14 protein-coding genes are annotated in these 22,390 nt (G+C 70.6%); 4 read left to right on the top strand and 10 right to left on the bottom strand.

Annotated elements, in window-relative coordinates; genetic code table 11:
* Nucleotides 1-45: 45 nt before the first annotated feature.
* The 5 genes from P3T29_RS09985 to P3T29_RS09965 form a co-directional block, all read right to left on the bottom strand.
* The gene (locus P3T29_RS09985) at nt 46-984 is read right to left on the bottom strand and encodes a hypothetical protein (RefSeq protein ID WP_280715957.1); all 939 of its coding nucleotides are present in this window, start codon (nt 982-984) and stop codon (nt 46-48) included.
* Entirely contained in the window at nt 981-1,754 is a 774-nt protein-coding gene (gene sigM / locus P3T29_RS09980) for an RNA polymerase sigma factor SigM (protein ID WP_280715956.1), read from the bottom strand. The genes P3T29_RS09985 and sigM overlap by 4 nt, the downstream gene beginning before the upstream one ends.
* A gap of 23 nt (nt 1,755-1,777) precedes the next feature.
* A complete protein-coding gene (locus P3T29_RS09975) occupies nt 1,778-3,820 on the bottom strand; it encodes a protein kinase family protein (protein ID WP_280715955.1) in 2,043 nt (680 codons plus the stop codon).
* 324 nt (nt 3,821-4,144) lie between these two features.
* On the bottom strand, nt 4,145-6,415 hold the full coding sequence (murJ, locus tag P3T29_RS09970) for a murein biosynthesis integral membrane protein MurJ (protein WP_280715954.1): 2,271 nt from the start codon (nt 6,413-6,415) through the stop codon (nt 4,145-4,147).
* Nucleotides 6,416-6,460: 45 nt separating this feature from the next.
* The gene (locus tag P3T29_RS09965) at nt 6,461-8,845 is read right to left on the bottom strand and encodes a DUF6049 family protein (RefSeq protein WP_280715953.1); all 2,385 of its coding nucleotides are present in this window, start codon (nt 8,843-8,845) and stop codon (nt 6,461-6,463) included.
* Nucleotides 8,846-9,204: 359 nt separating this feature from the next.
* On the opposite strand from P3T29_RS09965, the gene P3T29_RS09960 reads away from it, so the two are divergent.
* The gene (locus P3T29_RS09960) at nt 9,205-10,626 is read left to right on the top strand and encodes a CCA tRNA nucleotidyltransferase (RefSeq protein ID WP_280716069.1); all 1,422 of its coding nucleotides are present in this window, start codon (nt 9,205-9,207) and stop codon (nt 10,624-10,626) included.
* 136 nt (nt 10,627-10,762) lie between these two features.
* Nucleotides 10,763-11,476: a restriction endonuclease gene (locus P3T29_RS09955; protein WP_280715952.1), complete on the top strand. Its 714-nt coding sequence runs from the start codon at nt 10,763-10,765 to the stop codon at nt 11,474-11,476.
* Between the two features lie 149 nt (nt 11,477-11,625).
* Here the strand turns inward: P3T29_RS09955 and P3T29_RS09950 are convergent, their stop codons facing one another.
* The 3 genes from P3T29_RS09950 to P3T29_RS09940 form a co-directional block, all read right to left on the bottom strand.
* Nucleotides 11,626-12,903, bottom strand: a complete 1,278-nt coding sequence (locus P3T29_RS09950) for an MFS transporter (RefSeq protein WP_280716068.1) — start codon at nt 12,901-12,903, stop codon at nt 11,626-11,628.
* Between the two features lie 266 nt (nt 12,904-13,169).
* A complete protein-coding gene (locus tag P3T29_RS09945; RefSeq protein WP_280715951.1) occupies nt 13,170-14,252 on the bottom strand; it encodes an inositol-3-phosphate synthase in 1,083 nt (360 codons plus the stop codon).
* Nucleotides 14,253-14,417: 165 nt separating this feature from the next.
* Nucleotides 14,418-15,107: a PadR family transcriptional regulator gene (locus P3T29_RS09940; RefSeq protein WP_280715950.1), complete on the bottom strand. Its 690-nt coding sequence runs from the start codon at nt 15,105-15,107 to the stop codon at nt 14,418-14,420.
* Between the two features lie 442 nt (nt 15,108-15,549).
* On the opposite strand from P3T29_RS09940, the gene P3T29_RS09935 reads away from it, so the two are divergent.
* Together P3T29_RS09935 and P3T29_RS09930 are read left to right on the top strand one after the other, a co-directional pair.
* Complete coding sequence (locus tag P3T29_RS09935; RefSeq protein WP_280715949.1) at nt 15,550-18,225, top strand: transglycosylase domain-containing protein; 2,676 nt, start codon at nt 15,550-15,552, stop codon at nt 18,223-18,225.
* A gap of 150 nt (nt 18,226-18,375) precedes the next feature.
* The gene (locus P3T29_RS09930; RefSeq protein WP_280715948.1) at nt 18,376-19,920 is read left to right on the top strand and encodes a glycosyltransferase 87 family protein; all 1,545 of its coding nucleotides are present in this window, start codon (nt 18,376-18,378) and stop codon (nt 19,918-19,920) included.
* 19 nt (nt 19,921-19,939) lie between these two features.
* Here P3T29_RS09930 and P3T29_RS09925 read toward each other — a convergent pair whose 3' ends face one another.
* Both P3T29_RS09925 and P3T29_RS09920 read right to left on the bottom strand, forming a co-directional pair.
* A complete protein-coding gene (locus P3T29_RS09925) occupies nt 19,940-20,986 on the bottom strand; it encodes an alanine racemase (protein ID WP_280715947.1) in 1,047 nt (348 codons plus the stop codon).
* A 110-nt stretch (nt 20,987-21,096) separates the two neighbouring features.
* On the bottom strand, nt 21,097-22,215 hold the full coding sequence (locus P3T29_RS09920; RefSeq protein ID WP_280715946.1) for a peptidoglycan bridge formation glycyltransferase FemA/FemB family protein: 1,119 nt from the start codon (nt 22,213-22,215) through the stop codon (nt 21,097-21,099).
* Between the last annotated feature and the right edge of the window lie 175 nt (nt 22,216-22,390).

Raw genomic sequence — 22,390 nt, 5'->3', positions numbered from 1 at the left:
GAGCAACAGCACCGGATCACGTCCAGGCTCCCGGGCCGGTCGGTCTCAGCCGCTCGGCACGGTGCGGTGGAGGACGACCGTGGCTCCCGGACAGGCCGAGGTGACCAGATAGACGTCCAGCCGGCCCGGTTGGCCGGGGAGTGGGTAGACCAGCGCGGTCACCTCGGCCGGGCCGTAGCGTCCGTGCCCGACGGCGAGTGGTTGTTCGGAGTCGTGGCCGGTGACGGCCGGGAGACAGCTCGGCAGGGCGCCCGAGTCGGCGCCGGCGCCGGCGCCGGCGGCGGCGCCGGCGGCGGGTGCCGTGGGTTCGCCGTTCCGTGGCTGGCTGTTGAAGGACTCCGACTTCGGTGTACCGGACTTCGGCGGGCCGGCAGCGGCGAGCAGCTGTTGGATCTGTGCGGTCAGGAGGTCGTCGCGGTAGACCGGGCCGGCGGGAGTCAGGGCGGGCTGTCGGCCCGGGGTTGCGCCTGCGGCGGCAGGCCCGGCGGGGGCGGAGGCGCTGAGGCCCTCGTTGGCCGGAACGAGCTGCTGTACCAGCAGGAGGGCCAGCCCGAAGGCGGCGAGCAGCGCGCCGACCCCGACCTCAACGCGGGCACGCCGCAGCCGCCGCCGGCCCGGCCCGGTGGCTTCGCTCCGGCGGTTCGGCGGCGCCGAGGGCGCTCCGGTCGGTGCGGCCGATCCGGTCGGCCCGGTCGGGCCCGGCGGCGACGTACCGGTGCGGGTGGCTTCAGCGGCGAGGGCGGCGGCGATCCGCTCGGCGACGTCGGCGGGCATCGGCGGAGTCTCGACGGCGCCGAGCAGGTCCCGTACCTCGGTCAGTGCGGCGTAGGTCTCGGAGCAGTCCTGGCAGCGGCCGAGGTGCTGCCGGAGGGCCGGAAGCTGCTCGGGGTCGGTGAGCTCCTCGGCCAGGTCGGCCAAGAGGTCGATGTCGGGATGCGTGACCGAGCCGTCGTCGGCGGACCAGGAAGGGGTGTGGGACGTCATCGTTGGGTCACATCTCCTTCCAGGACCTGGTCGGGGAGCGCGGGGGTCTCTCCTTGGACGGGGCCGGCCCCGGATGGGTTCCCTGGCGGAGCGAGCGAAAGTGGAGCGGGCGGTGGCAGAGCAGGCGGTGTTTCACGTGAAACATCGCCCGGCGCGGCCGGTCCCGCCGTGCGGGCCGACGGTGTTTCACGTGAAACCGGCGCGCCGCCCGCTCGCAGATGCCGTACGAGTGGCAGCAGTCTGGCCCGGCCTCGCGCGCAGCGGCTCTTGATGGTGCCGACCGCGACCCCGAGTACCTCGGCGGCCTCGGCGACGGCGTACCCCTGCATGTCGACCAGGACCAGGGCGGCACGCTGCTCGACCGGCAGGGCGGCCAGGGCGGCCGTGACCTCCCGGCGCAGCTCCGCCCGTACGACGAGCGTGTCGGTCGGCTCGGCGCTGCCGAGCAGGGCATCGAGGCGCTGGGGGTCCTCGTCCAGCGAACCGGTCCGCCGGGTGGCGGTGCGGCGGGCGCGATCGAGGCAGGCGTTGACCACGATGCGGTGCAGCCAGGTGGTGACGGCGGACCGGCCCTCGAAGGTGTGGGCGGCGCGGAAGGCGGACACCAGGGCGTCCTGCAGCGCGTCGGCGGCCTCCTCACGGTCGCCCAGGGTGCGCAGCGCGACGGCCCAGAGGCGGTCCCGGTGGCGGTGGACGAGGGTGCCGAAGGCGTTGGGGTCGCCGGCCGTGTGGCGGGCCAGCAGCTCGGCGTCGGAGGGCTCCGTCGTCACGCAACCCTCCTCGCCCGGTCCGGTCAGCCCGTGACCTTGATCTCGGCCACCCGGCCCTGGAACTTGTTGTCCTCATCCTTGGGGATGTCGGTCAGCCAGATCAAGAGGTAGCGGGTGTTCAGTGCGTGGTCGGGCTTGAGATCGAACTCCGTGCCGGTGCCCTTGGCGACTGCGGCTCCCAGTGAGTCCAGGCCCGCCTTACTCGCCGCAGGTGCTCCCTCGGCCGTACCGGGGGCGGCACGGAGTTCTACGGTGGTGTTCCCGATGCACTGGATGTGGACCGAGCTGACCTGCTGGGTGGAGCCGAGGTCGAGGAGCAGACCGGTGCCTTGCTTCCAGGCGCCGAACGGGGCGTCGTAGGAGGAGGTCTGCCAGAAGGTGGCCGGGTTGCCGTCGATGGCGTTGCCGACCGCCTCGGAGTGTTCCGGCTGGTCGCCCAGCGCGTTGAAGGACTGCACGCTCTGGATCTTGAGCGGGTGGCTGGCCGGCACGACCGGTCGGGGCGTGGCGGAGGCGGTCTGTACGCTGCCGCTGCTGCCGGGGTCGGGGGCGGTGCCCGTCTTCGTACCGTTCAGGTTGCTGACCAACTGCCAGGAGCCGAGGCCGATGGCCGCCAACGCCACAGCGGAGGCGGTCCACCTGGCCAGAGTGCGGAGCCTCCGCCGACGGCCCGACCGGGCCGGGCGCGGCCGGCCCGGCCCGGCAGCCGCCTCGCCCCCACCGAGGCCCCCGCCGTGGCCCTGGGCGGGGGAGTGGGCAGGTGCGTGGCCCTGGCCGGGGGAGTGCGGCGGCTGGGCCTGTGCCGGACGGCTGGAGGGGTACCGGGGCGGGGTGTAGGCGGGCAGTGCCGGGGGCTCGGGCTGACGGATCTTCGGCAGCAGCGCGATCGCCTTGGCCAGCTCCTCAGGGCTGGTGATGGGCTCCTGGTGGTGCGGCGGGTGCTCACAGACGGTTCGCGCGGCCAGCTCCGAAAGGCCCTTGTGGACACCGGCCTTCACCTGGTCCGGCGGCACGCAGCCGAGGTCCCTGGGGAGGCCCCGCAGGTCGTACCGGTCCTCGGGATAGGGCCAGCGGTGGGTCAGCGCGGCGTACAGCAGAGCGCCGATCGCGCGGGTGTCGGTGAGTTCGGCGTCCTCGGTGGGGAGGCCGCGCAGGGCTGCCTCGACGGCGACGCCGTTGATCCGGTACTGGCCGGATTCGGTACGCAGCACGCACCTCGGTGTCAGCCGGAGGTGGGCCTGGCCGCGCCGGTGCGCGGTGGCGATGGCGTCGGTGACCTGACGGACCATATGGTACGCGTCGTACGGCTCCATCGGCCCGTCGCCCAGAAGTTGGGCGAGGTCGGTGGCGCCGGGGAGCCACTCCCGGACGACGTAGACCAGCTCGCCTTCCCGTACGGCGTCGAGGACCTGTACGAAGCGCGGATCGCCGAGCAGCGCGGCGGACTTGGCGGCGGCGAGTACGGCCTTGGCCCGTTGGTGCCCGGCGGCGAGCAGATGGACGCCCACCGCCCGGCGGAGCTTCTCGTCGACGGCGCGCCAGCTGCTGAACACCTCCGACTGGGTGATGCACTCCTCCAGCCGGTAGCGCCCGCCGATCTTGTCGCCGCTGTGCCGCAGTGGGGCCGGGAGCACGAGCGGAAGAGCGCCGGTGTCGACCTCGGTGTCCGCCTCCTCACCGGCACCCTTGCTGGTGTCAGCGGCAGTTGCGGCGGTGGCAGGAGCGGCAGCGGAGGCAGGGGCGGCAGGGGCGGCGGCAGACCGGGAGGCCGCTCGGCCGGCCAGTTCGGCGGCGATCTCGGCGGCCGACAGCGCGGCGGTGGCCTCGACGGAGTCCTCCGGTGTGGGGTCACCGTCCGGTGCGGTGCCGACCGGCTCGACGGCGGTGTCCCCGGAGGTGTCCCCGGGTGTGGCATCGGGTGCGTCAGCCGTGTCACTGGCCGTGTCCCCGGCCGTGTCTCCAGCGGTGTCCTCGGGAGTGTCGTCCGGGATGTCCCCGATTGCCGTGGCCGGCGCCGCCTCATCCGCTTCGGACTTGTCGACGACTGCCTTGGTGCCATCAGCCACCGTGGTCCTGCCTCCCCTTGTATCGCCCCGGTCCGAGAATTTCGGCAGCCGCCCGGCCCGTCGGGGCAGAGCTGCGCCAGGACAATTGTGCCCACTCTTCTCCCCCTGCTACGACCGCTGGGGCGTCCGGGAGGTTGCCCGAGGGTGTCCAGCAGGGTCGTTCAGCTGCGAACGAACCGAATTCGACGAATATCGCCGAGTCCGGTCCGCTGTCGGCCACCTGAGGGAGTGAAGGATCGGTGGAGGATCGGGCCGGGTTTCGAGGTTGACGTCAGGTCAGGTGTGGCCGGGGTGTCAGTCCCGCGCGGGGTCGGCAGGCGTGGTTCAGCGGCCCAGTCGGCTGCGCACCATGCCGACCATCGCGTTCAGCTCCTCGATCCGCATCCGCTTGGCGATGACCGCGAAGACCAGCAGCTGCAGCCCGCCCGCGACGGCCAGCGTGACCACGCTGCCCAGCCAACCGTGCAGTACCCCGTCGACCAGCAGGCTGACCCCGAGTCCGACGGCGGCGGCGGGCAGCGAGGCGATGGCGAGCCGCACGTAGGTCTTGGCGATCCGGCCGGTGTCCAGCCCGCCGATCTTGGCCTTGAGCTTGGGCACGGCCACGGCGACCCCGACCGCGTACGAGGCGCCGTAGCCGAGCGCCATGCCGGTCACGGCCCACTGCGCGGGCAGTACCAGGTAGCAGCCGACCGCCGTGACCGCCTGGCAGGCCGCCACCCACACGGTGTTGGAGAACGGGGTGCGGGTGTCCTCGTACGCGTAGAAGCCGCGCAGCAGGACGTACTGGACGGAGTACGGGATCAGGCCGAGGGCGAAGGCGGAGAGCATGAAGCCGACCGCCGTGGTGCCGTGCGCCACCGCGCCGCCGTTGCCGAGACCGTAGATCGAGCTGCCGATCACCGGGCCGAGCGCCAGGAAGAGGAAGGCGGCGGGCACGATCGCCACGGCCGAGGTGCGCAGCCCGTAGGAGAGGTCGTCGCGCACCGCGCCGGGGTCGCCGTCGGCGGCGGAGCGGGAGAGCCGGGGCAGGACGGCGCTCATCACCGAGACGGTGATCACCGCCATCGGCAGCTGCCAGATCAGCAGGGCGTTCGAGTACGCGGCCAGGCCGACGCCCAGGTACCCGTTGTTCTCGGCCTGCCGGCCGGCGGCGGTGGCGAGCTGGGTGACGACCAGGTAGCCGGCCTGGTTGGCGAGGACGAAGAGGAAGGTCCACTTGGCCAGCCGGGCGGCCTTGCCGAGGCCGTGCCCGCGCCAGTCGAAGCGGAGCCGGAAGTGGAAGTCGGCGGCGCGCAGGTACGGGATCATCGCCAGCGCCTGCACGGCCAGGCCGAGCATGGTGCCGACGCCGAGCAGCCGGATGCCCTCGGGGGAGATGGTGGCCGGGGTGACCTCGCTGTGCTGGAAGGTCCCGAACACCCAGATGTACATACCGAAGGTGAAGATCACCACGATGTTGTTGAGGACCGGGGTCCACATCATCGCGCCGAACCGCCCACGGGCGTTGAGGATCTGGCCCATCACCACATGGACGCCCATGAAGAAGATGGTCGGCAGGCAGTACCGGGCGAGCGCCACCGTGGTGTCGGCGCTGGCCGCGTCCTTCATCAGCGAGTGCGAGATCAGCTGGACGAGCAGTGGCGCGCCGACCACCGCCACGAAGGCGACCCCGGCCAGTCCGGTGATCACCAGGGTGAGCAGCCGGTTGGCGTAGGCGGTGCCGCCGTCCTCGTCGTGCTTCATGCTGCGGACCAGCTGGGGCACGAAGACGGCGTTCAGCGCGCCGCCGCCGATCAGGATGTAGAGCAGGGTGGGAAGCGTGTTGGCGGCGTTGTACGAGTCGCCCATGGTGCCGACGCCGACGGCGGCGGCGATCACCATGGTGCGGAGGAAGCCGGTGCCCCGGGAGACCAGGGTGCCTGCGGCCATGATCGCGCTGGAGTTGAGCAGACTGGCGACCTTGCCGGGACCGGCGGTGCCGCCGTCGCCGCCGTCGCCGTCAGGAGCGGGCTGGTCGGACGGGTGGTCGTCGGGCAGCGGGAGGGCCGGCGGGATCTGGACGGCCGCGACCTGGAGGTTGGCCTCCTCCTCGGAGAGCGGCGGGTCGAACTCGATGGGCGGGACGAACGGAGCCCGCCCGGACGGCTTGTCCGCCGCCCGGGTGTTCAGCAGGTCGTCCACCCCGACGTACTCGGTGGTCTCGGTGTCCCACGCGGAGCCCGTGCGCTCCGACTCCGGGGCCGACCGGTCGGCGGCGGTCGGAGCGGCGTCCGTCCAGTGGCTGGCCGGAGCGGTCAGGCAGGTCTCCGGCTGGGCGCTCTCCGGGTGGCCGTTCTGCTGGGGCGGGAGCGGGGGAAGCGGGGGTACCGGCGGCGCGGGCTCGGCGGTGCGCAGCCCGTACGGGTCCTGCTCGGCGGAGCCGCCGTACGGGTCCGCCGCGTACGGGTCCTGCGCGTAGGTGTCGGCCAGGTACCAGTCGGCGGTGGCGGACTCGGGGGCCTGCGGGGCACCCGCCGGAGCGGTTCCCGAGGCGCGGGACGCCGCCTGGTCACGCCCTCGGCCCTGCGCTCGCTCCTCGCTCCGCTCGCTCATGCCACCTCTTCGCTGCTCCGGGTGGGCTGCCCCGGTGGGGCGTCCTCAGTGACCCACCTTCTCATCACCGGAGACCGGATCACCGGCATCTGCGGCCGACCCAGGGTCCGAGTCGGGGCCCGAAGCGTGCTCGGCTCCGGCGGTGGCGTCCGGGTCCGACCCGGGCTCGTCGGCGGCGTCGGCGGCCGGTTCGTCGACCGGGTCGGTGGAGCGCTTCTTCCGCTGCAGGTAGAACCGCACTGCGGCGAGCAGGATCAGCACGACGCCGCAGCCGATCACGTACAGAACGCCCTGCGTCACCGAGGTGACCTCGACGGTGAACGTCACCGGGGCGCCGTACGGCTGCGCGTCCGGACCGGTGGTGTACAGCTGGGCGGTCAGTTGGACCGAGCCGTTCACCTGGGCCTTGGCGGGGAAGCGCAGCGTGCGGCTGGTGGTGGCGTCGAGGACGATGCTCTCGGGCGGGCCGACGTTGAGGCGGTTCAGCTGGCCGGAGGTGAGCCGCAGCTCCAGGTTGCCGACCGCCTGGTTGAGGTCGTTCTTGACGCTCACCAGCAGCGTCCCGCTGTCACCTGGGAGAGTGATCACGCTCTTGGCCGGTACCTTGACCGCCGAGACGAGGTTGTTCAGGTAGTCCTGCACCCCGGTCCGGTACGCGCTGCCGGCGTCCGGCTTGTCACGCCACTGGGTGGACATCGAGCGCAGCATGGCCGCGCTGAAGGGGCTGCGTACCCGCTGCGGCTGGGTCAGGATCCGCATCAACTGGTCCAGGCCGCTCTGCACGTTCATCACATCGGCGAGGGCGGAGGCCGACAGCTCCGAGCCGCGCAGCCCGTCCGGGTAGTCGGTCGGGCCGGGCACCGAGGTGTTCGCCCCGGGGGTCGGCGTCGCGGCTGCCACCGTGTCCAGCTTGGCCAGCGACAGCCAACCGTCCTTCTGGGCTTCCTTGATCGCCGCCGCCAGGGTGTTCGCGGCGTCGACGGTGAGGGTGCGCGGCGGCATGATCAGCAGGTTGCGCTGGTCGGCGGGCTGCTCCTGGGTGATCACCAGCGTCTCGGCGAGGAACCGCTGGGTGGCCGCGGTCTTCGCCTGCTGGGAGCTCAGGTTCTGCTGGAACAGCTCCGAGATGGTCTGGTCCGAGACCAGGGCGTTCTGGCCGCCGCCGAGCTGGCGCACCGCGTTCGGGGTGTACGAGAGCTTCTTGGCGTCCTCGGGCAGGCTCGCGCCGTTGACCAGCACCAGGTCGTCACCGGCCGCCCGGGTGGTGGCCGCGATCTGCTGGTCCAGGTAGCCCTGGTAGGGCCAGGCGACGCCCGAACGGACATCGACCGACAGCCGTCCCTCGGCGGTGAGCCGGCCCGCCGTACCCGCCTTGTGCAGTGCGGTGTCCGTACCGGCGAGGCCGGCGCCGTTGTGGGCGATCGAGGCGAAGTCGGGGTCGGCGTACGGGAGGGCCACGACCTCGTTCCCGCCGGTGGCGACCGCCGTGCGGAGCTCCTTGAGCCAGGCGTCGGCGGCGGCCTTGCCGGTGCCGGCGACGGTGTTGTCGTTCTGCGCGGACTCGCCCGTCGTGCCCGGCTTCTGCACCCGGTACGGCTTGGTCATCGCGTACACGGCGTCCAGCAGGTCGGGGTCGACCACCCAGGTCAGGCCCGGGAGCCCCTCGCCGGTCTTCACCAGTTGGAACAGACGGCCGTTCGGTGCCAGGTCGGTGGCCAGGCTCTCGTCGCGCAGCACCGGGGTCTGCTCGTTGTCGGGCATGGTCTGGGCGACCAGCTCGGGGGTGTGGGTGAGCGGCCAGAGGGTGGCGATCCGGGTGGGCTGCGAGGCCGGCTGGGGGTTGTAGGGCAGGAAGGTGCGGGCGATGCCCAGCGGGCGCGGCTTCTCGTTGTCGTCGGTGCCGCCCCAGATGTCCACGGCGAGTTCGTAGACACCTGTGCCGTCGAACCCGAGCTGGCCGGGGGTGACCGTGACGCTGAACGGTCGGCTCTGGCCGGCGCCGAGGTTCCCGAGCTGCTGGTTGCTGCCGGGGTTCTGGTCGGTGCCGTCCAGGCCGGCGGGGGTGTTCCGGGAGGCGATCAGACCGAGATCGCTCCGGGTCTGGACGGGCTTGTTCTCGTACGGGTTGCGGACCGCGACGTGGGTGGATTTCAGCTCGGAGCCGCTGGTGTTGGTGACCTGGCCGGTGATCGTGACGGCGTCACCGCTCTGGGAGGCGACGATCGGCTTCACCGTGTCGATCACCATCGCGGCCGGGTAGTCGGCCGAGCCGCTGGTCAGGGCGCCGGTCAGGGCACTGGTCAGGACGCTCCGGGCGGGGACGGCAGCCAGCGCCGGTGCGGCGGCGGACAGTAGGACGGCGCTGCTCGCCAGCAGTGCGGCGAGCCGCTTGGCCACCCGTCCGGTGGTTCGCCCGCTCCGCTCGCCCACGTGCTTCGCCCTCGCCGTTCTTGATCGTTCTCGACCGGTTCGTGAAATAGGTACAGCCGCTCCGGCGAACTCGGCAGCTCTGCTCAGGCCGGCGCTCCGGTCCGGCCCGCCCGCTCAGCCAGGACTGTCCCACCGGCATGGTAACGACGCGGCGAGGCCCGCAGTGTTGCGGGCCGGGAGCTGAGCGGACGGGCGGCTCCGGAGGCCGGGGAGAAACGGGGGCCGGGGGAAATGGACGGCCGGGAAGAAACGCACGGGCGCTGGGGGAGCCCGGGCACGTACCCTTGTGAGCCGTGTCCACTGTCAATGAGCCCAGCACCGATCTTTCCAGCTCCGTCACCCCCGCCACTGTCCCGGGATTGAGCGAGGCGCAGGCCCTGGGTCTCCAGGAACTGCTGCGTGTCTCCCCGGTCGCCGACGAGGTCGCCCGCCGCTTCCAGGCGGCCGGCCACCGGTTGGCCCTGGTCGGGGGTTCGGTCCGCGACGCCCTGCTGGGTCGGCTGGGCAACGACCTGGACTTCACCACCGACGCCCGGCCGGAGCAGGTGCTGAAGCTGGTCAAGGGCTGGGCGGACGCGGTCTGGGACGTCGGCATCGCCTTCGGCACCGTGGGCGCCCGTAAGGACACCGCCGACGGCAGCTTCCTGATCGAGATCACCACCTACCGTTCCGAGGCGTACGACCGGACCTCCCGCAAGCCCGAGGTCACGTACGGCGACACCATCGAGCAGGACCTCGTCCGCCGCGACTTCACCGTCAACGCGATGGCCGTCGACCTGCCCGGCCGGGGCTTCGTCGACCCGCACCACGGTCTGGACGACCTGGAGGCCCGGGTGCTGCGGACGCCCGCGACGCCCGAGGAGTCCTTCTCCGACGACCCGCTGCGGATGATGCGGGCCGCCCGCTTCGCCGCCCAGCTGGACTTCACCCCGGCACCCGAGGTGGTCGCCGCGATGACGGCGATGGCCGAGCGGATCACCATCGTGTCCGCCGAGCGGGTGCAGGCCGAGCTGAACAAGCTGCTGCTGGCCGACCACCCGGTCAAGGGCCTGCGTCTGCTGGCCGACACCGGGCTGGCCGCGTACGTCCTGCCGGAGCTGCCCGCGCTGCAACTGGAGGCGGACGAGCACCACCGCCACAAGGACGTCTACGAGCACTCCCTGACCGTGCTCGAGCAGGCCATCGACCTGGAGCAGGACGGCCCGGACCTGGTCCTGCGGCTGGCCGCGCTGCTGCACGACATCGGCAAGCCGAGGACCCGTCGCTTCGAGTCGGACGGCCGGGTCTCCTTCCACCACCACGAGGTGGTCGGCGCGAAGATGACCCGCAAGCGGATGCGCGACCTCAAGTACTCGAACGAGCTGATCGACGAGGTCTCGCGCCTGGTCGAACTGCACCTTCGCTTCCACGGCTACGGCGGCGGCGAGTGGACCGACTCCGCCGTCCGGCGCTACGTCACCGACGCCGGCCCGCTGCTGGAGCGGCTGCACAAGCTGACCCGCTCGGACTGCACCACCCGCAACCGCAAGAAGGCCGCCGCCCTCTCTCGCACCTACGACTCGCTGGAGACGCGGATCGCGGAGCTCAGGGAGCAGGAGGAGCTGGACGCCGTCCGCCCGGCGCTGGACGGCAACCAGATCATGGAGCTGCTCGGCCTGAAGCCCGGTCCGGCGGTCGGCAAGGCGTACAAGCACATGCTGGAGCTTCGCCTGGAGCACGGTCCGCTCGAACACGAGTCCGCAGTGACGGCGTTGAAGGAGTGGTGGGCGGGGCAGCAGTGACGGGTGGGGCGTTAGTCGCTTTAGCGATTCCGCTCGAATGTGTACACCCTGCTACACGGTGTGACTGGCTTATCAACGGCCGCGTTGCTCCTTCCGAGGGACGGGGATGGACCCCTCCCGGAAGGAGAACGCGGCCATGGCCATCGAAGCGGTGCTGTTGGAGTCCCCCACCATGCGAGCGACCGTTGCGGACCGGGTGGAGGTGTTGGACCGGGTGCAGGCGCTGGCGCTGCTCCCGGACGGGGTGCACGTGACGACCGAGGGCGTCGCGGCGTACTTCGGGGTCGGGGAGAAGGCCATCTACTCCCTGGTCCTCGACAACCGGGCCGAGTTGGTCTCCAACGGCTACACCGTGGTGACCGGCGGACGACTGACCTCCTTCAAGGAGGTCTGTCAGGTTCAGTCGCGCGCCAAGTCCATCGCGCTGTTCAACCGGCGCACCGTGCTGAACGTCGCGATGCTGCTGCGCGACAGCGAAACCGCACGTCAGGTGCGGTGCTACCTGCTGGACGCCGAGGAGGCCGGGCGACGCCGGCCTGTGGATAACCCGGTGACGGAGGTTGTGGACAACCCGCCGCCGCCGGAGAGCAGCCTCGACGCGGCGGTCGCGCGGATCGCCGAGAACGTCATCCGGAGCGTGATCTCGATGGCGGTGACCCCGCTGCTGAACTCGCTCGTGACGGAGGTCGGCAACAACAGCCGGAAGATCGACGCGATGACCGACCGCGTCGACCGCCTGGAGCGGATCGTGCTGGACGACGAGGAGAAGGCGCTCGCCCGGCGGCGGCTCCGGCTGCTCCGGGCCCTGGACGAAGGTGTCGAGGAGTCCGTGGACGAGCTGCTGGTGTGACGCGCAGGACTGAATCTCACTGAGCTCCTTGAGGGAGGTCAGTGAGATTCAGTCCGACAGACTTTCCTTTGAGGAGGTCTGTCGGGCGGTCGAGTCCACAGAGCGCCTCGAAGGCGCTCTGTGGACTTCACAGCGTTGCTTGAAGCAACTCAGTGGCCCGCCACCCCCGGCGCCCTCCGCGCTGCCCGCCCGTACAGGACGGCGGTGAGTGCGTAGACCACCGCGACGCCGAGCACCACCCCCACCGACCGGCCGTTCAGCGGCAGGACCAGCGCGGCGACTCCGGCGGCCGCGACGAAGGCGATGTTGAAGAGCACGTCGTAGATGGCGAAGACCCGGCCCCGGAACTCGTCCTCCACCGACTCCTGGACGAGGGTGTCAGCGCAGATCTTGGTGCCCTGGGTGACCACGCCGAGCAGCAGAGCGGTGAGCATGCTCGGGCCCACCGCGAAGAGCAGCCCCAGCGCGGGTACGAAGACGGCGGCCAGCGCCGAACAGGCCGTCAGCCAGCCGGACACTCCCAGCCGTCGGGTGCACCAGGGGCTGATGAGGGCGGCCAGGAAGAATCCGATGGCCGAGACGCCGACGGCCTTGCCGAGGGTGGCCATCCCGGCGGCGCTGTCCGCCGGATCGTTGAAGCTGTACCGGGAGAGCATCAGCAGCACCACGACCAGTACGCCGTAGCAGAACCGGGAGACCGTGACGGCGGCCAGCGCGTGCACGGCCGGACGGCAGTCGCGGACCAGGTGCCGTACGCCGTCGGTGAGTTCGTGGGCCGCCGCGCCGATGGCGCGGTGCAGCGGTGGCCGGTCGGTGCGGAGGGTGGGGCCGAGCAGCCCGGGGGCCATCCGGTGGGCAGCCAGTGCCGCGCACAGGTAGAGCAGTGCGGCCAGGGTCACCAGGGTGGCGTCGGCCTTGACGCCTGGTGGCAGGACGAGGTGGACCAGGAAGCCGAGGCCGCCGCCGCAGGCCGCCGCCACCGTGCCGAGGGTGGGGGAGACGGAGTTGGCGGTGACCAGCTGGTCCTGGCCGACGACCCGGGGGAGAGCGGCGGACAGTCCGGCCAGGATGAACCGGTTGAGGGCCGTGACCAGCAGCGCTGCGCCGAAGAACAGCCACTCGGGGGCTCCGGCGAGCAACAGGCCGGCGGTGATCAGGCCCAGTCCGAAGCGGGCCAGGTTGCCCAGGTAGAGGACCTGTCGGCGGCGCCAGCGGTCCAGCAGCACTCCGGCGAAGGGGCCGATCGCCGAGAACGGCAGCAGCAGCACCGCCAGCATTGAGGCGATGTCGGCGGGGGTCGCCTGGCGCTCGGGGGAGAAGATCACGTAGGAGGCCAGCGAGACCTGGAAGACGCCGTCGGAGAGCTGGGAGAGCACCCGGGCGGTCAGCAGCCGGCGAAAGTCCCGGCCGCGCAGCAGTCCACCCAGGGTGGCGCGTGGGGAGGTCCGGGTGCTGCGGGGCGAGGTGCTGTCGTTCTCCGTGAGAGCCACCCGCTCAGGGTGCCACGTCGGGCGCCGTTGTTTCACGTGAGGCGTTGTTTCACGTGAAACAACGCTCACCCGAATCAAGGCCTCACGTGACCGCGTGGAACCTCGGGACCGCGTGGGCCCTGCGGCCGGAACGCCCGAAGGGCCCCGGCACGAGACCGGGACCCTTCGGAACTGCGGAGCTCAGCCGTTGGCGGAGCTCAAGGTCAGCGCTCGACCTCGCCGCGGATGAACTTCTCGACGTTCTCGCGGGCCTCGTCGTCGAAGTACTGAACCGGCGGGGACTTCATGAAGTACGAGGACGCCGACAGGATCGGGCCGCCGATGCCACGGTCCATCGCGATCTTCGCGGCGCGGACGGCGTCGATGATGACACCGGCCGAGTTCGGGGAGTCCCAGACCTCGAGCTTGTACTCGAGGTTCAGCGGGACGTTGCCGAAGGCGCGACCCTCGAGGCGGACGTACGCCCACTTGCGGTCGTCGAGCCACGCGACGTAGTCGGACGGGCCGATGTGGACGTTCTTCGCACCCAGGTCGCGGTCGCGGACCTGGGAGGTGACGGCCTGGGTCTTCGAGATCTTCTTGGACTCGAGGCGGTCACGCTCGAGCATGTTCTTGAAGTCCATGTTGCCGCCGACGTTCAGCTGCATGGTGCGCTCGAGCAGGACACCGCGGTCCTCGAAGAGCTTCGCCATCACGCGGTGCGTGATGGTGGCGCCCACCTGGGACTTGATGTCGTCACCGACGATCGGCACACCGGCCTCGGTGAACTTGTCCGCCCACTCCTTGGTGCCGGCGATGAAGACCGGGAGGGCGTTGACGAAGCCGACCTTGGCGTCGAGGGCGCACTGCGCGTAGAACTTCGCAGCGTCCTCGGACCCGACGGGCAGGTAGCAGACGAGGACGTCGACCTGGCGGTCCTTCAGGACCTGGACGACGTCGACCGGCTCCTCGGTGGACTGCTCGATGGTCTCGAGGTAGTACTTGCCGAGGCCGTCGAGGGTGTGACCGCGCTGGACGGTGACGCCGGTCGGCGGCACGTCGCAGATCTTGATGGTGTTGTTCTCACTGGCGCCGATGGCGTCGGCGAGGTCGAAGCCGACCTTCTTGGCATCGACGTCGAACGCCGCGACGAACTCGACGTCCTTGACGTGGTAGTCGCCGAACTGGACGTGCATCAGGCCGGGGACCTTACCGGCCGGGTCGGCGTCCTTGTAGAACTCGACACCCTGCACCAGCGACGCGGCGCAGTTGCCGACGCCCACGATGGCTACGCGAACCGAACCCATTCCGGTTGCTCCCTGTATCTCATGAGGCCCGCCTGACTCGGCGGTTCTCGCTCAACTTCTGTTCTGACCGTTCCGCTCTGTCCGAGCGGAACAGCCCGGACAATCTGGACTGTCTGACGGGCGCGATGCGCCCGCTCCTGCCGCGCGCGCTCGGCGACGGCGGTGTCAGCGCTCCTGTGCGGAGCGCCCCGGGCGGTCGTGCGGTGGCCTCGGCGGGTCCGAGGACCCGGCCTCCTGGCCACGGCCGTCCGAAGTATTGGTTTCAGCGGCCGGGGTGCCGGCTCCGGTGCGACCGGTGCGGTTGGCCCGCTCGGTCTCGATCAGCTCGCCGAGCCAGCGGACCTCGCGCTCCACCGACTCCAGACCGTGCCGCTGCAGTTCGAGGGTGTAGTCGTCGAAGCGCTCGCGGGTGCGGGCGATCGAGCTTCGCATCCGCTCCAGCCGCTCCTCCAGCCGGCTCCGGCGTCCCTCCAGGACGCGCATCCGCACGGCCCGGTCGGTCTGGCCGAAGAAGGCGAAGTGCACACCGAAGTGCTCGTCCTCCCAGGCGTCCGGGCCGGAGTCGGCAAGCAGCTCCTCGAAGCGCTGCTTCCCCTCGGCGGAGAGCCGGTAGACGATCTTCGATCGCTTGCCGTTCAGTGCGGTGGCCGGGACGTACGCCGTGTCGGGGTTGTCCTCGACCAGCGAGCCCTGGGCCACCAGGCCCTTCAGGCAGGGGTACAGCGTGCCGTACGAGAACGCCCGGAACGACCCGAGCAGGACGTTGAGCCGCTTGCGGAGCTCGTAGCCGTGCATCGGAGCGTCGTGGAGCAGGCCGAGGACGGCGAACTCCAGTACTCCTGAGCGCCTGCTCATGCCGTTCCGTCCTCCCCTGCTCTCGCCTGGCTGTCACGAAGATCTCGCGCTGGATCCGGCACCGGATCTGGCGCCAGAGGTCGTGCCGGATGTCGCGATGGCTCTCGCTATGCCGTGCCGATGTATCGACTCGATATATCGAGAACAGTAAACCGGGGTCACGAAACGGGCAAGGGGGACGCGGGTGAATGTGATCACAGGATTCCGACGACCCTTCAGGGGCCCGCGTCAAGCACCGGGTGGTCCCAGTTGGCAACGGGCATGTAATGATCTGGCGGTGCTTTGCGCTGATTTGCACCTGATGCCTGTTTAGTACCGATTTACAGGTGCGTACGCTGTCGCGTGTGCACGAGAACCACCTCCGGGGACAAGGCGGTTGCGGGCATCGGACGTGAACCCTGCCTTCAGGCCCGAAGTGGTCTGGCCGAGGAGTTGCTGGAAGATGAGCGAACACCGGCGGAGGTCGCCCAACCCGGGCGGCGGTGAGCAGCCCCCGGGCCGTGGGCCCGGTGACGGCCGCCCGTACGCCTATGGCACCCCTCCCCAAGGGGCGCCCTCGTACGAGCGTCAGCCGACGGGTGTGCGGGAGACCGCGCAGCAGCCCCGGCTGACGCGCGCCGAGATGCGCAAGCAGGCCGGGAAGTCGGGCGGCAAGCCGGCCGACAGGCCGAGCGGGCGGCAGGGCGGCCGGGGTGCCGGGCCGGGTGGCCCTGGTGGTCCTGGGGGCCCTGGCGGCCCTGGTGGATCGAGGGGCGGCGGGAACGGCGGGCGTGGTGGTGGTAGACCGCCCAAGAAGCGGTTCATCGACTACCCCCGGTACGGCAAGCACGGCCTGCGTCGCTGGCTGCCGTCCTGGAAGCAGATGCTGACCACCTTCCTGATCTTCTTCGGAAGCGGGGTGGCCACGGTCGGCATCGCCTACGCGACCACCAAGGTGCCCAAGCTCAAGGACATGGTGCACGGCCAGAGCATCTACTACTGGCAGGACGGGTCGGAGATGACCCGCGCGGGCGACACCAACCGCCAGATCGTCGAGCTCGCCGACATAAGCCCGAACGCCCAGAAGGCCGTCATCGCGGCCGAGAACGAGACGTTCTGGACCGACAGCGGCATCGACCCCAAGGGCATCGCCCGGGCCGTGTACAACATGGCGACCGGTGGGCAGACCCAGGGTGGCTCGACCATCACCCAGCAGTACGTCAAGAACGCCTACCTCAGCCAGCAGCAGACCCTGACTCGTAAGCTCGACGAGTTCTTCATCACGCTGAAGATAAATCAGGAGCCGGGCGGCAAGCCCGAGATCCTCAAGGGGTACCTGAACACCAGCTGGTTCGGCCGGAACAGCATCGGCATCCAGGCCGCCGCGCAGGCGTACTACGGCGTGGACGCCAAGAACCTCGACATCTGCCAGAGCGCGATGTTGGCCGGTCTGCTCAAGGGCGCGGCCCTTGAGGACCCCTCGCTCAGCCCCGCCAACCACGATCGGATGGCCGGCCGCTGGACCTACGTCCTCAACCGGATGGTGATCAACAAGATGATCACCCCGGAGGAGCGGGCGAAGTGCGGCCCGTCCTTCCCCGAGCCGATCGCGAAGAAGCCCCCGGCCAACATGAACGGCGAGATCAGCTACCTGGTCGACACCGCCAACACGTACCTGATGGGCAAGGACAAGACGATCACTCAGGCCGCCCTGGACACCGGTGGCTTCAAGATCTACACGACCTTCGACAAGACCAAGGTCGACGAGCTGAAGAAGGCCGTCGACGACGTGAAGTCGGAGACCCTCGACACCCAGAAGCGCCCGACCACGGACAGCTACGTCCAGGTCGGTGCCGCCTCGGTGGTGCCGGGTGACGGCGCGATCGTGGCCCTCTACGGCGGGGACGGTGTGGAGAACAAGCACTACACCAACAACGCCGACACCGCGGGCATCCCGGTCGGTTCGACGTTCAAGCCCTTCGTGCTCGCCACCGCCATGCAGAACGGCGTGCTCACGAAGATGGGCCCCGACGGCAAGCCGACCAAGATCAACCCCGACAGCCTCTATCTGGCCGACGACCTGAGCCAGATCTACAAGCCCGACGGCTCACCGGCGATAGGCGATGACGGCAAGCCGTACCACCAGAAGAACGACGAGCCGGGCAAGCAGGGCTACGTCACGCTGAAGACCGCGATGCAGCACTCGTTCAACGTGCCGTACGTCCAGCTCGGCCAGGACGTCGGGGGCAGCAACATCGAGAACATGGTGCTGCAGCTGGGTCTGAAGAAGGCCAGCCTCGCGCCGTCCACCACGCTCACCTACCCGCTGGGTACCTCGACGCCGAGCGCGATCCGGATGGCCTCGGCGTACTCGGTCTTCGCGGCCCGGGGGCAGCAGGTCGAGCCGTACTCGGTGCTCAAGGTGACCGAGGACGGTGTCGAGCGGGCCGGCTTCACGAAGCCGGCCGCCAAGTCGGTGCTGGAGCAGGCGGTCGCGGACAACATCACCGACGTGCTGGAGAACGTGGCGAAGAACGGTACGGGTACCAAGACCAACGCCCTGGGACGTCCGGTGGCCGGTAAGACCGGTACCACTGACGCCGGTACCTCGGCCTGGTGGGTCGGCTACACCCCGCAGCTGGCCACCTCGGTCGGCATGTGGCGCGAGGAGCCGGGCAAGCCCGGTCTGCTCTCCCTGAACGGCACGGCCGGACACGCCTCCGTCCACGGTGGTGACTTCCCGACCGACATCTTCACCCGCTACATGCAGGCCGCGCTGGCGGGCCAGCCGACGGTGGACTTCCCGCCCGCCGAGCCGATCAACCAGGCGGTCAACTCCTCGGGTGCCCCCTCCAGCGCCTCGGCCTCGCCGTCGCTGTCGGCCAGCAGCTCCAGCGCCCCGCCGGCGAGTAATTCGCCCACCGCGCCGCAGCAGTCGTCGCAGGCGCCCGCCCCCTCCACCAGCAAGACGCAGGACCCGTCCGTCCCGCCGAGCACCAGCCCCAGCTGCTTCCTGGGTATCTGCTCCTCGCCCACGCACGGGCACTCGAAGAGCCCGACCCCGCCGCCGCCGACCGACTCGGGCAGCCCGCCCGGGCCGACCGGCGCGGCGACCGGGAACGGCAACTCACCGGGCTGAGCCCGGGCTGAGTCCTGGCTCTGACAGGCGGTACTGACAGCGGTACCCGGTGGCGGCTCTCCTCGGAGGGCCGCCACCGGCATGTCCGGCGCGGGCGGATTCGCCGTGGCAGCCTCGTCCGGTCAGGACGTGTGCGGCATCATGTCCGCCATGACGTCGAGCGAGCGTGACGAATCGGCCGGGTCCGTCCCCGCCCTGTCGGCTGCCGGGCCGCTGCCCAACACCGTGGTCGTCCCGGCGGACGAGGACCCGGTCGCGGAGGCCGGCAGCGAGGTGTTCGGCGGGCCGCCCGGACGGCGGGCGCTGCTCGGCGTCTCGTGGTGGGTCCCGGCCCGGTTCCTGGCGCTCGCGGTCATCGTCACGTACGTGCTCGGCCTGGCACAGAAGCTGCCCTGCTACGACGGCGGCTGGTTCCACGGCGCCACCGCCCAGTACACCCACGCCTGTTACAGCGACATCCCGCACCTGTTCACCGGGCGCGGCTTCTCGGTCGGGTTGCATCCGTACCTGGACAAGCTGCCGATGCCCTCGTCCGACATGCAGTACCTGGAGTACCCGGTGCTGACCGGGCTCTTCATGCAGATCGCGGCCTGGCTGACCCCGCTCGGCGGCGGCGACCAGAGCCGCGAGCAGTGGTTCTGGCTGATCAACTCCGGGATGCTGCTGATCTGCGCGGTGGTCGTGGTGGTGGCGCTCGTCCGCACCCACCGCCGACGTCCCTGGGACGCCCTGCTCTTCGCCCTGGCCCCATGCCTCGCCCTGGACGCCACCGTCAACTGGGACCTGCTGGCGATCGCCCTCACCGCCGTCGCGATGGCGTACTGGTCGGGCAGCCGCCCGGTCTGGGCCGGTGTGTTCATCGGGTTGGCGGCCGCCGCCAAGCTCTACCCCGTGCTGCTGCTCGTGCCGCTGCTGGTGCTCTGCCTGCGGGCGGGCCGGCTGCGGGCGTTCTGGCAGGCGGCCGCTGCCACCGCCGGGGCCTGGCTGCTGGTCGACCTGCCGATCATGCTGGCGAACTGGCAGGGCTGGGCGACCTTCTACACCTTCAGCCAGTCCCGCAAGGAGGACTACGGCTCGTTCTGGCTGATCCTGATGCAGGACCGGAACGCCCAGCTGGACACCCTCAATACCTGGATCGCCGGGCTGCTCGTCCTCTGCTGCCTGGGCATCGGCTGGCTGGCCCTCACCGCCCCGCGCCGGCCGCGCTTCGCCCAGCTGGCGTTCCTGGTGGTGGCGGCCTTCGTCCTGACCAACAAGGTGTACTCGCCGCAGTACGTGCTCTGGCTGATCCCGCTCGCCGCGCTGGCCCGCCCGCGCTGGCGGGACTTCCTGATCTGGCAGGCCTGCGAGGTGCTCTACTTCTTCGGGGTCTGGTCCTACCTGGCCTACACCGGGGACGCCAAGCAGCACGGCATCGGGCAGGACTGGTACCACTTCGCCATCATCCTGCACCTGCTCGGCACGCTGTTCCTGTGCGTGATGGTGATCCGCGACATCCTGCTGCCCGAGCGCGACCCCGTCCGCTGGGACGGCAGTGACGACCCGTCGGGCGGCGTGCTGGACTTCGCCCCGGACGTCTTCGTCCTCGGCACCGCCCGCCGGCTGCGCGAGGAGGAGACGTACGAGCAGTTCGCCCTGCCGGGCGAGGCGGAGTGGCTTGCGGCCGCAGAACCTGCGGACGCGGAACGGAACTGAACGAGCCGCCGGACCGGGCCTAGCGGTCCACCACCCGGTCGAAGTGGGTCGTGGTGTGGCGGACGTTCAGCCGCAGCTCGTCCCCGGCGATCGGCGGCTTGCTCTCGGAGGGCAGGAACAGGATGCTGACCTGCATGTGCGGCGGCTCTGCGAACCAGAGCTGACGGCCCTCCCAGGAGTACGGCGAGAGCGTCCGGTTGACGGTGGCGAGCCCGGCCCGGGCCAGGCCCTTGGCACGCGGCACCATGCCGTGCACGTACTTCGGCGCCTCCAGCCCGACTCCGTGCGCCGTGCCGCCGGTGACCACCAGCAGGTGGCCGTCCGAGGGCGCCTTGTGCTGGCGGTAGCCGTACCGGTCCCCCTTGGCGACCGGGGTGACGTCCAGGACGGTCGCCCGCGCCTCCAGCGCGCCGATGTCGCCCAGCCAGAGCCGGGTGCCGATCCGGGAGCGGAAGACGGTGTCCGGGAACTGCTCGGAGAGCCGGGCCAGATCGGCCGAGCCCAGGTGGCTCAGGAAGACGGTGGCCGTCGGCCGCCCGGCGGCGGAGATCGCGTTCACCCACTGCGCGACCTCGGCCACCGGGTCGGAACCGTCCGGCCGGTCCAGCGGCAGGTGCAGCGCGTACCCCTCGATCGTTGCCGGGGCATGGAAGACCACCTCGTCCATCGGCAGGCTGTGCAGGTCGGCCGGGCTGATCCCGTGCCGCCGCATGCTGGTCATGCACTCCACCACGACCCGGGAGCCGGAGGGCAGCGCCCGCAGCGCGTCCACGTGCGCGACCGTCCGCAGCACCCGGGCGGGCAGCGCGGGCGACTCCTCGCCGGCCCGGTACGGGGTCAGCACCAGCAGGTCGCCCGGGTACTCGTCCAGCGCTTCGGCGGCCTCGGCGGCCGTGCCCACCGCCAGCAGTCCGGTGCCGAGCAGCCCGGCCTCCGCCGCGAGCCGGTCGTTGCCCAGCCCGTACCCGTTGCCCTTGGCCACCGGCACCAGACCGGGGAACTCGGCCAGTACGGCTTGCTGGTGGGCCCGCCAGCGGGCGGTGTCCACGTACAGCGACAGGGTCATCGGTTCTCTCCCCGGAGATCTGGAACGGTGGTTCGGCACCGGGACGCGCCGTGTCGGTGTGCGTCCCACGGGTACCCGGAGCGGTCCGGAACGGTTCAGACCGACCGGTCTCAGCGACGTGACATGTAGATGTCCAGCGCCTTGTGCAGCAGCTTGTTGAGCGGGAAGTCCCACTCCCCGAGGTACTCGGCGGCCTGGCCTCCGGTGCCCAGCTTGAACTGGATCAACCCGAAGAGGTGATCGTCCTCGTCGAGGGTGTCGCTGATCCCGCGCAGGTCGTAGAGGCTCGCGCCGAGCGCGTACGCGTCGCGGATCATCCGCCACTGGATCGCGTTCGACGGCTTGACCTCGCGCTTGTGGTTGGCGGAGGCGCCGTAGGAGTACCAGACGTGCTCACCGACCGTCAGCATCGTGGTGGCGGCCAGCGGTTCGCCCTCGTGGTACGCGATGTAGAGGCGCATCCGGTCCGGGCCCTCGGCGGCGAGCGCCTTCCACATCCGCTCGAAGTACGCCAGCGGGCGCGGGGTGAAGTGGTCGCGCTGGGCGGTGACGACGTACAGCTGGTGGAAGACCGGGAGGTCCTCGTAGCCGCCCTGGACGACCTCGACGCCGCTCTTCTCGGCCTTCTTGATGTTGCGGCGCCAGAGCTGGTTGAACCCGCGCTGGATGTCGTCGAGCGAGCGGTTGGCCAGCGGCACCTGGAAGACGTACCGGGGCTGGACGTCGCCGAACCCGGCGCCGCCGTCCTCGCCCTGCAGCCAGCCGGCCTTGCGGAGCCGGTCGGCGACCTCGAAGGCACGCGGCTCGTACCAGTCGGGCTCGATGTCACGCAGCCGCTTGGCCTGCTTGCCGGCGATGGCCTCCTTGATGGTGGGCGCGTCCCAGCGGCGGATCACCACCGGCGGGCCCATCTTCACCGAGAACGCGCCCTGCGACTTGAGGTGCGCCAGCATCGGCTCCAGCCACTGGTTCAGCTCCCGGTCGAACCAGTCGATGACCGGTCCCTCGGGGAGGTAGGCCAGGTAGCGCTTGAGCTTGGGGAGCTGCCGGTAGAGCACCAGCCCGGCGCCGACCTGCTCGCCCGAGTCGTCGAACCACCCGATGCTCTCGGTCCGCCACTCGGCCTTCACCTCACCCCAGGACGGCACCTGCATGTGGCTGGCCGACGGGCGCTTACTGATGAAAGCCAGGTGTTCGTCTCGGGTGATCGTCCTCAGGCGCAAGCTCATGCTCGGGTCTTCCTCCTCGGTCGGCCGGTTCAGGGGTGACCCTATCGCCCGAATGGTCCGTTTCGGGTGGACTGCGAGCCGACGTGGTGGCGCCCTTCTCGCGGACCTGTCTACAGGTAGTTACGCGAGGAGGGCGCCGGAGGTAACGCCGTCAGGACGGCATGTTCGACCTGAT

The sequence above is a fragment of the Kitasatospora sp. MAP5-34 genome, from assembly GCF_029894335.1.
Taxonomy (GTDB): Bacteria; Actinomycetota; Actinomycetes; order Streptomycetales; family Streptomycetaceae; genus Kitasatospora.
This window is presented reverse-complemented; position numbering and strand designations above follow the sequence as displayed.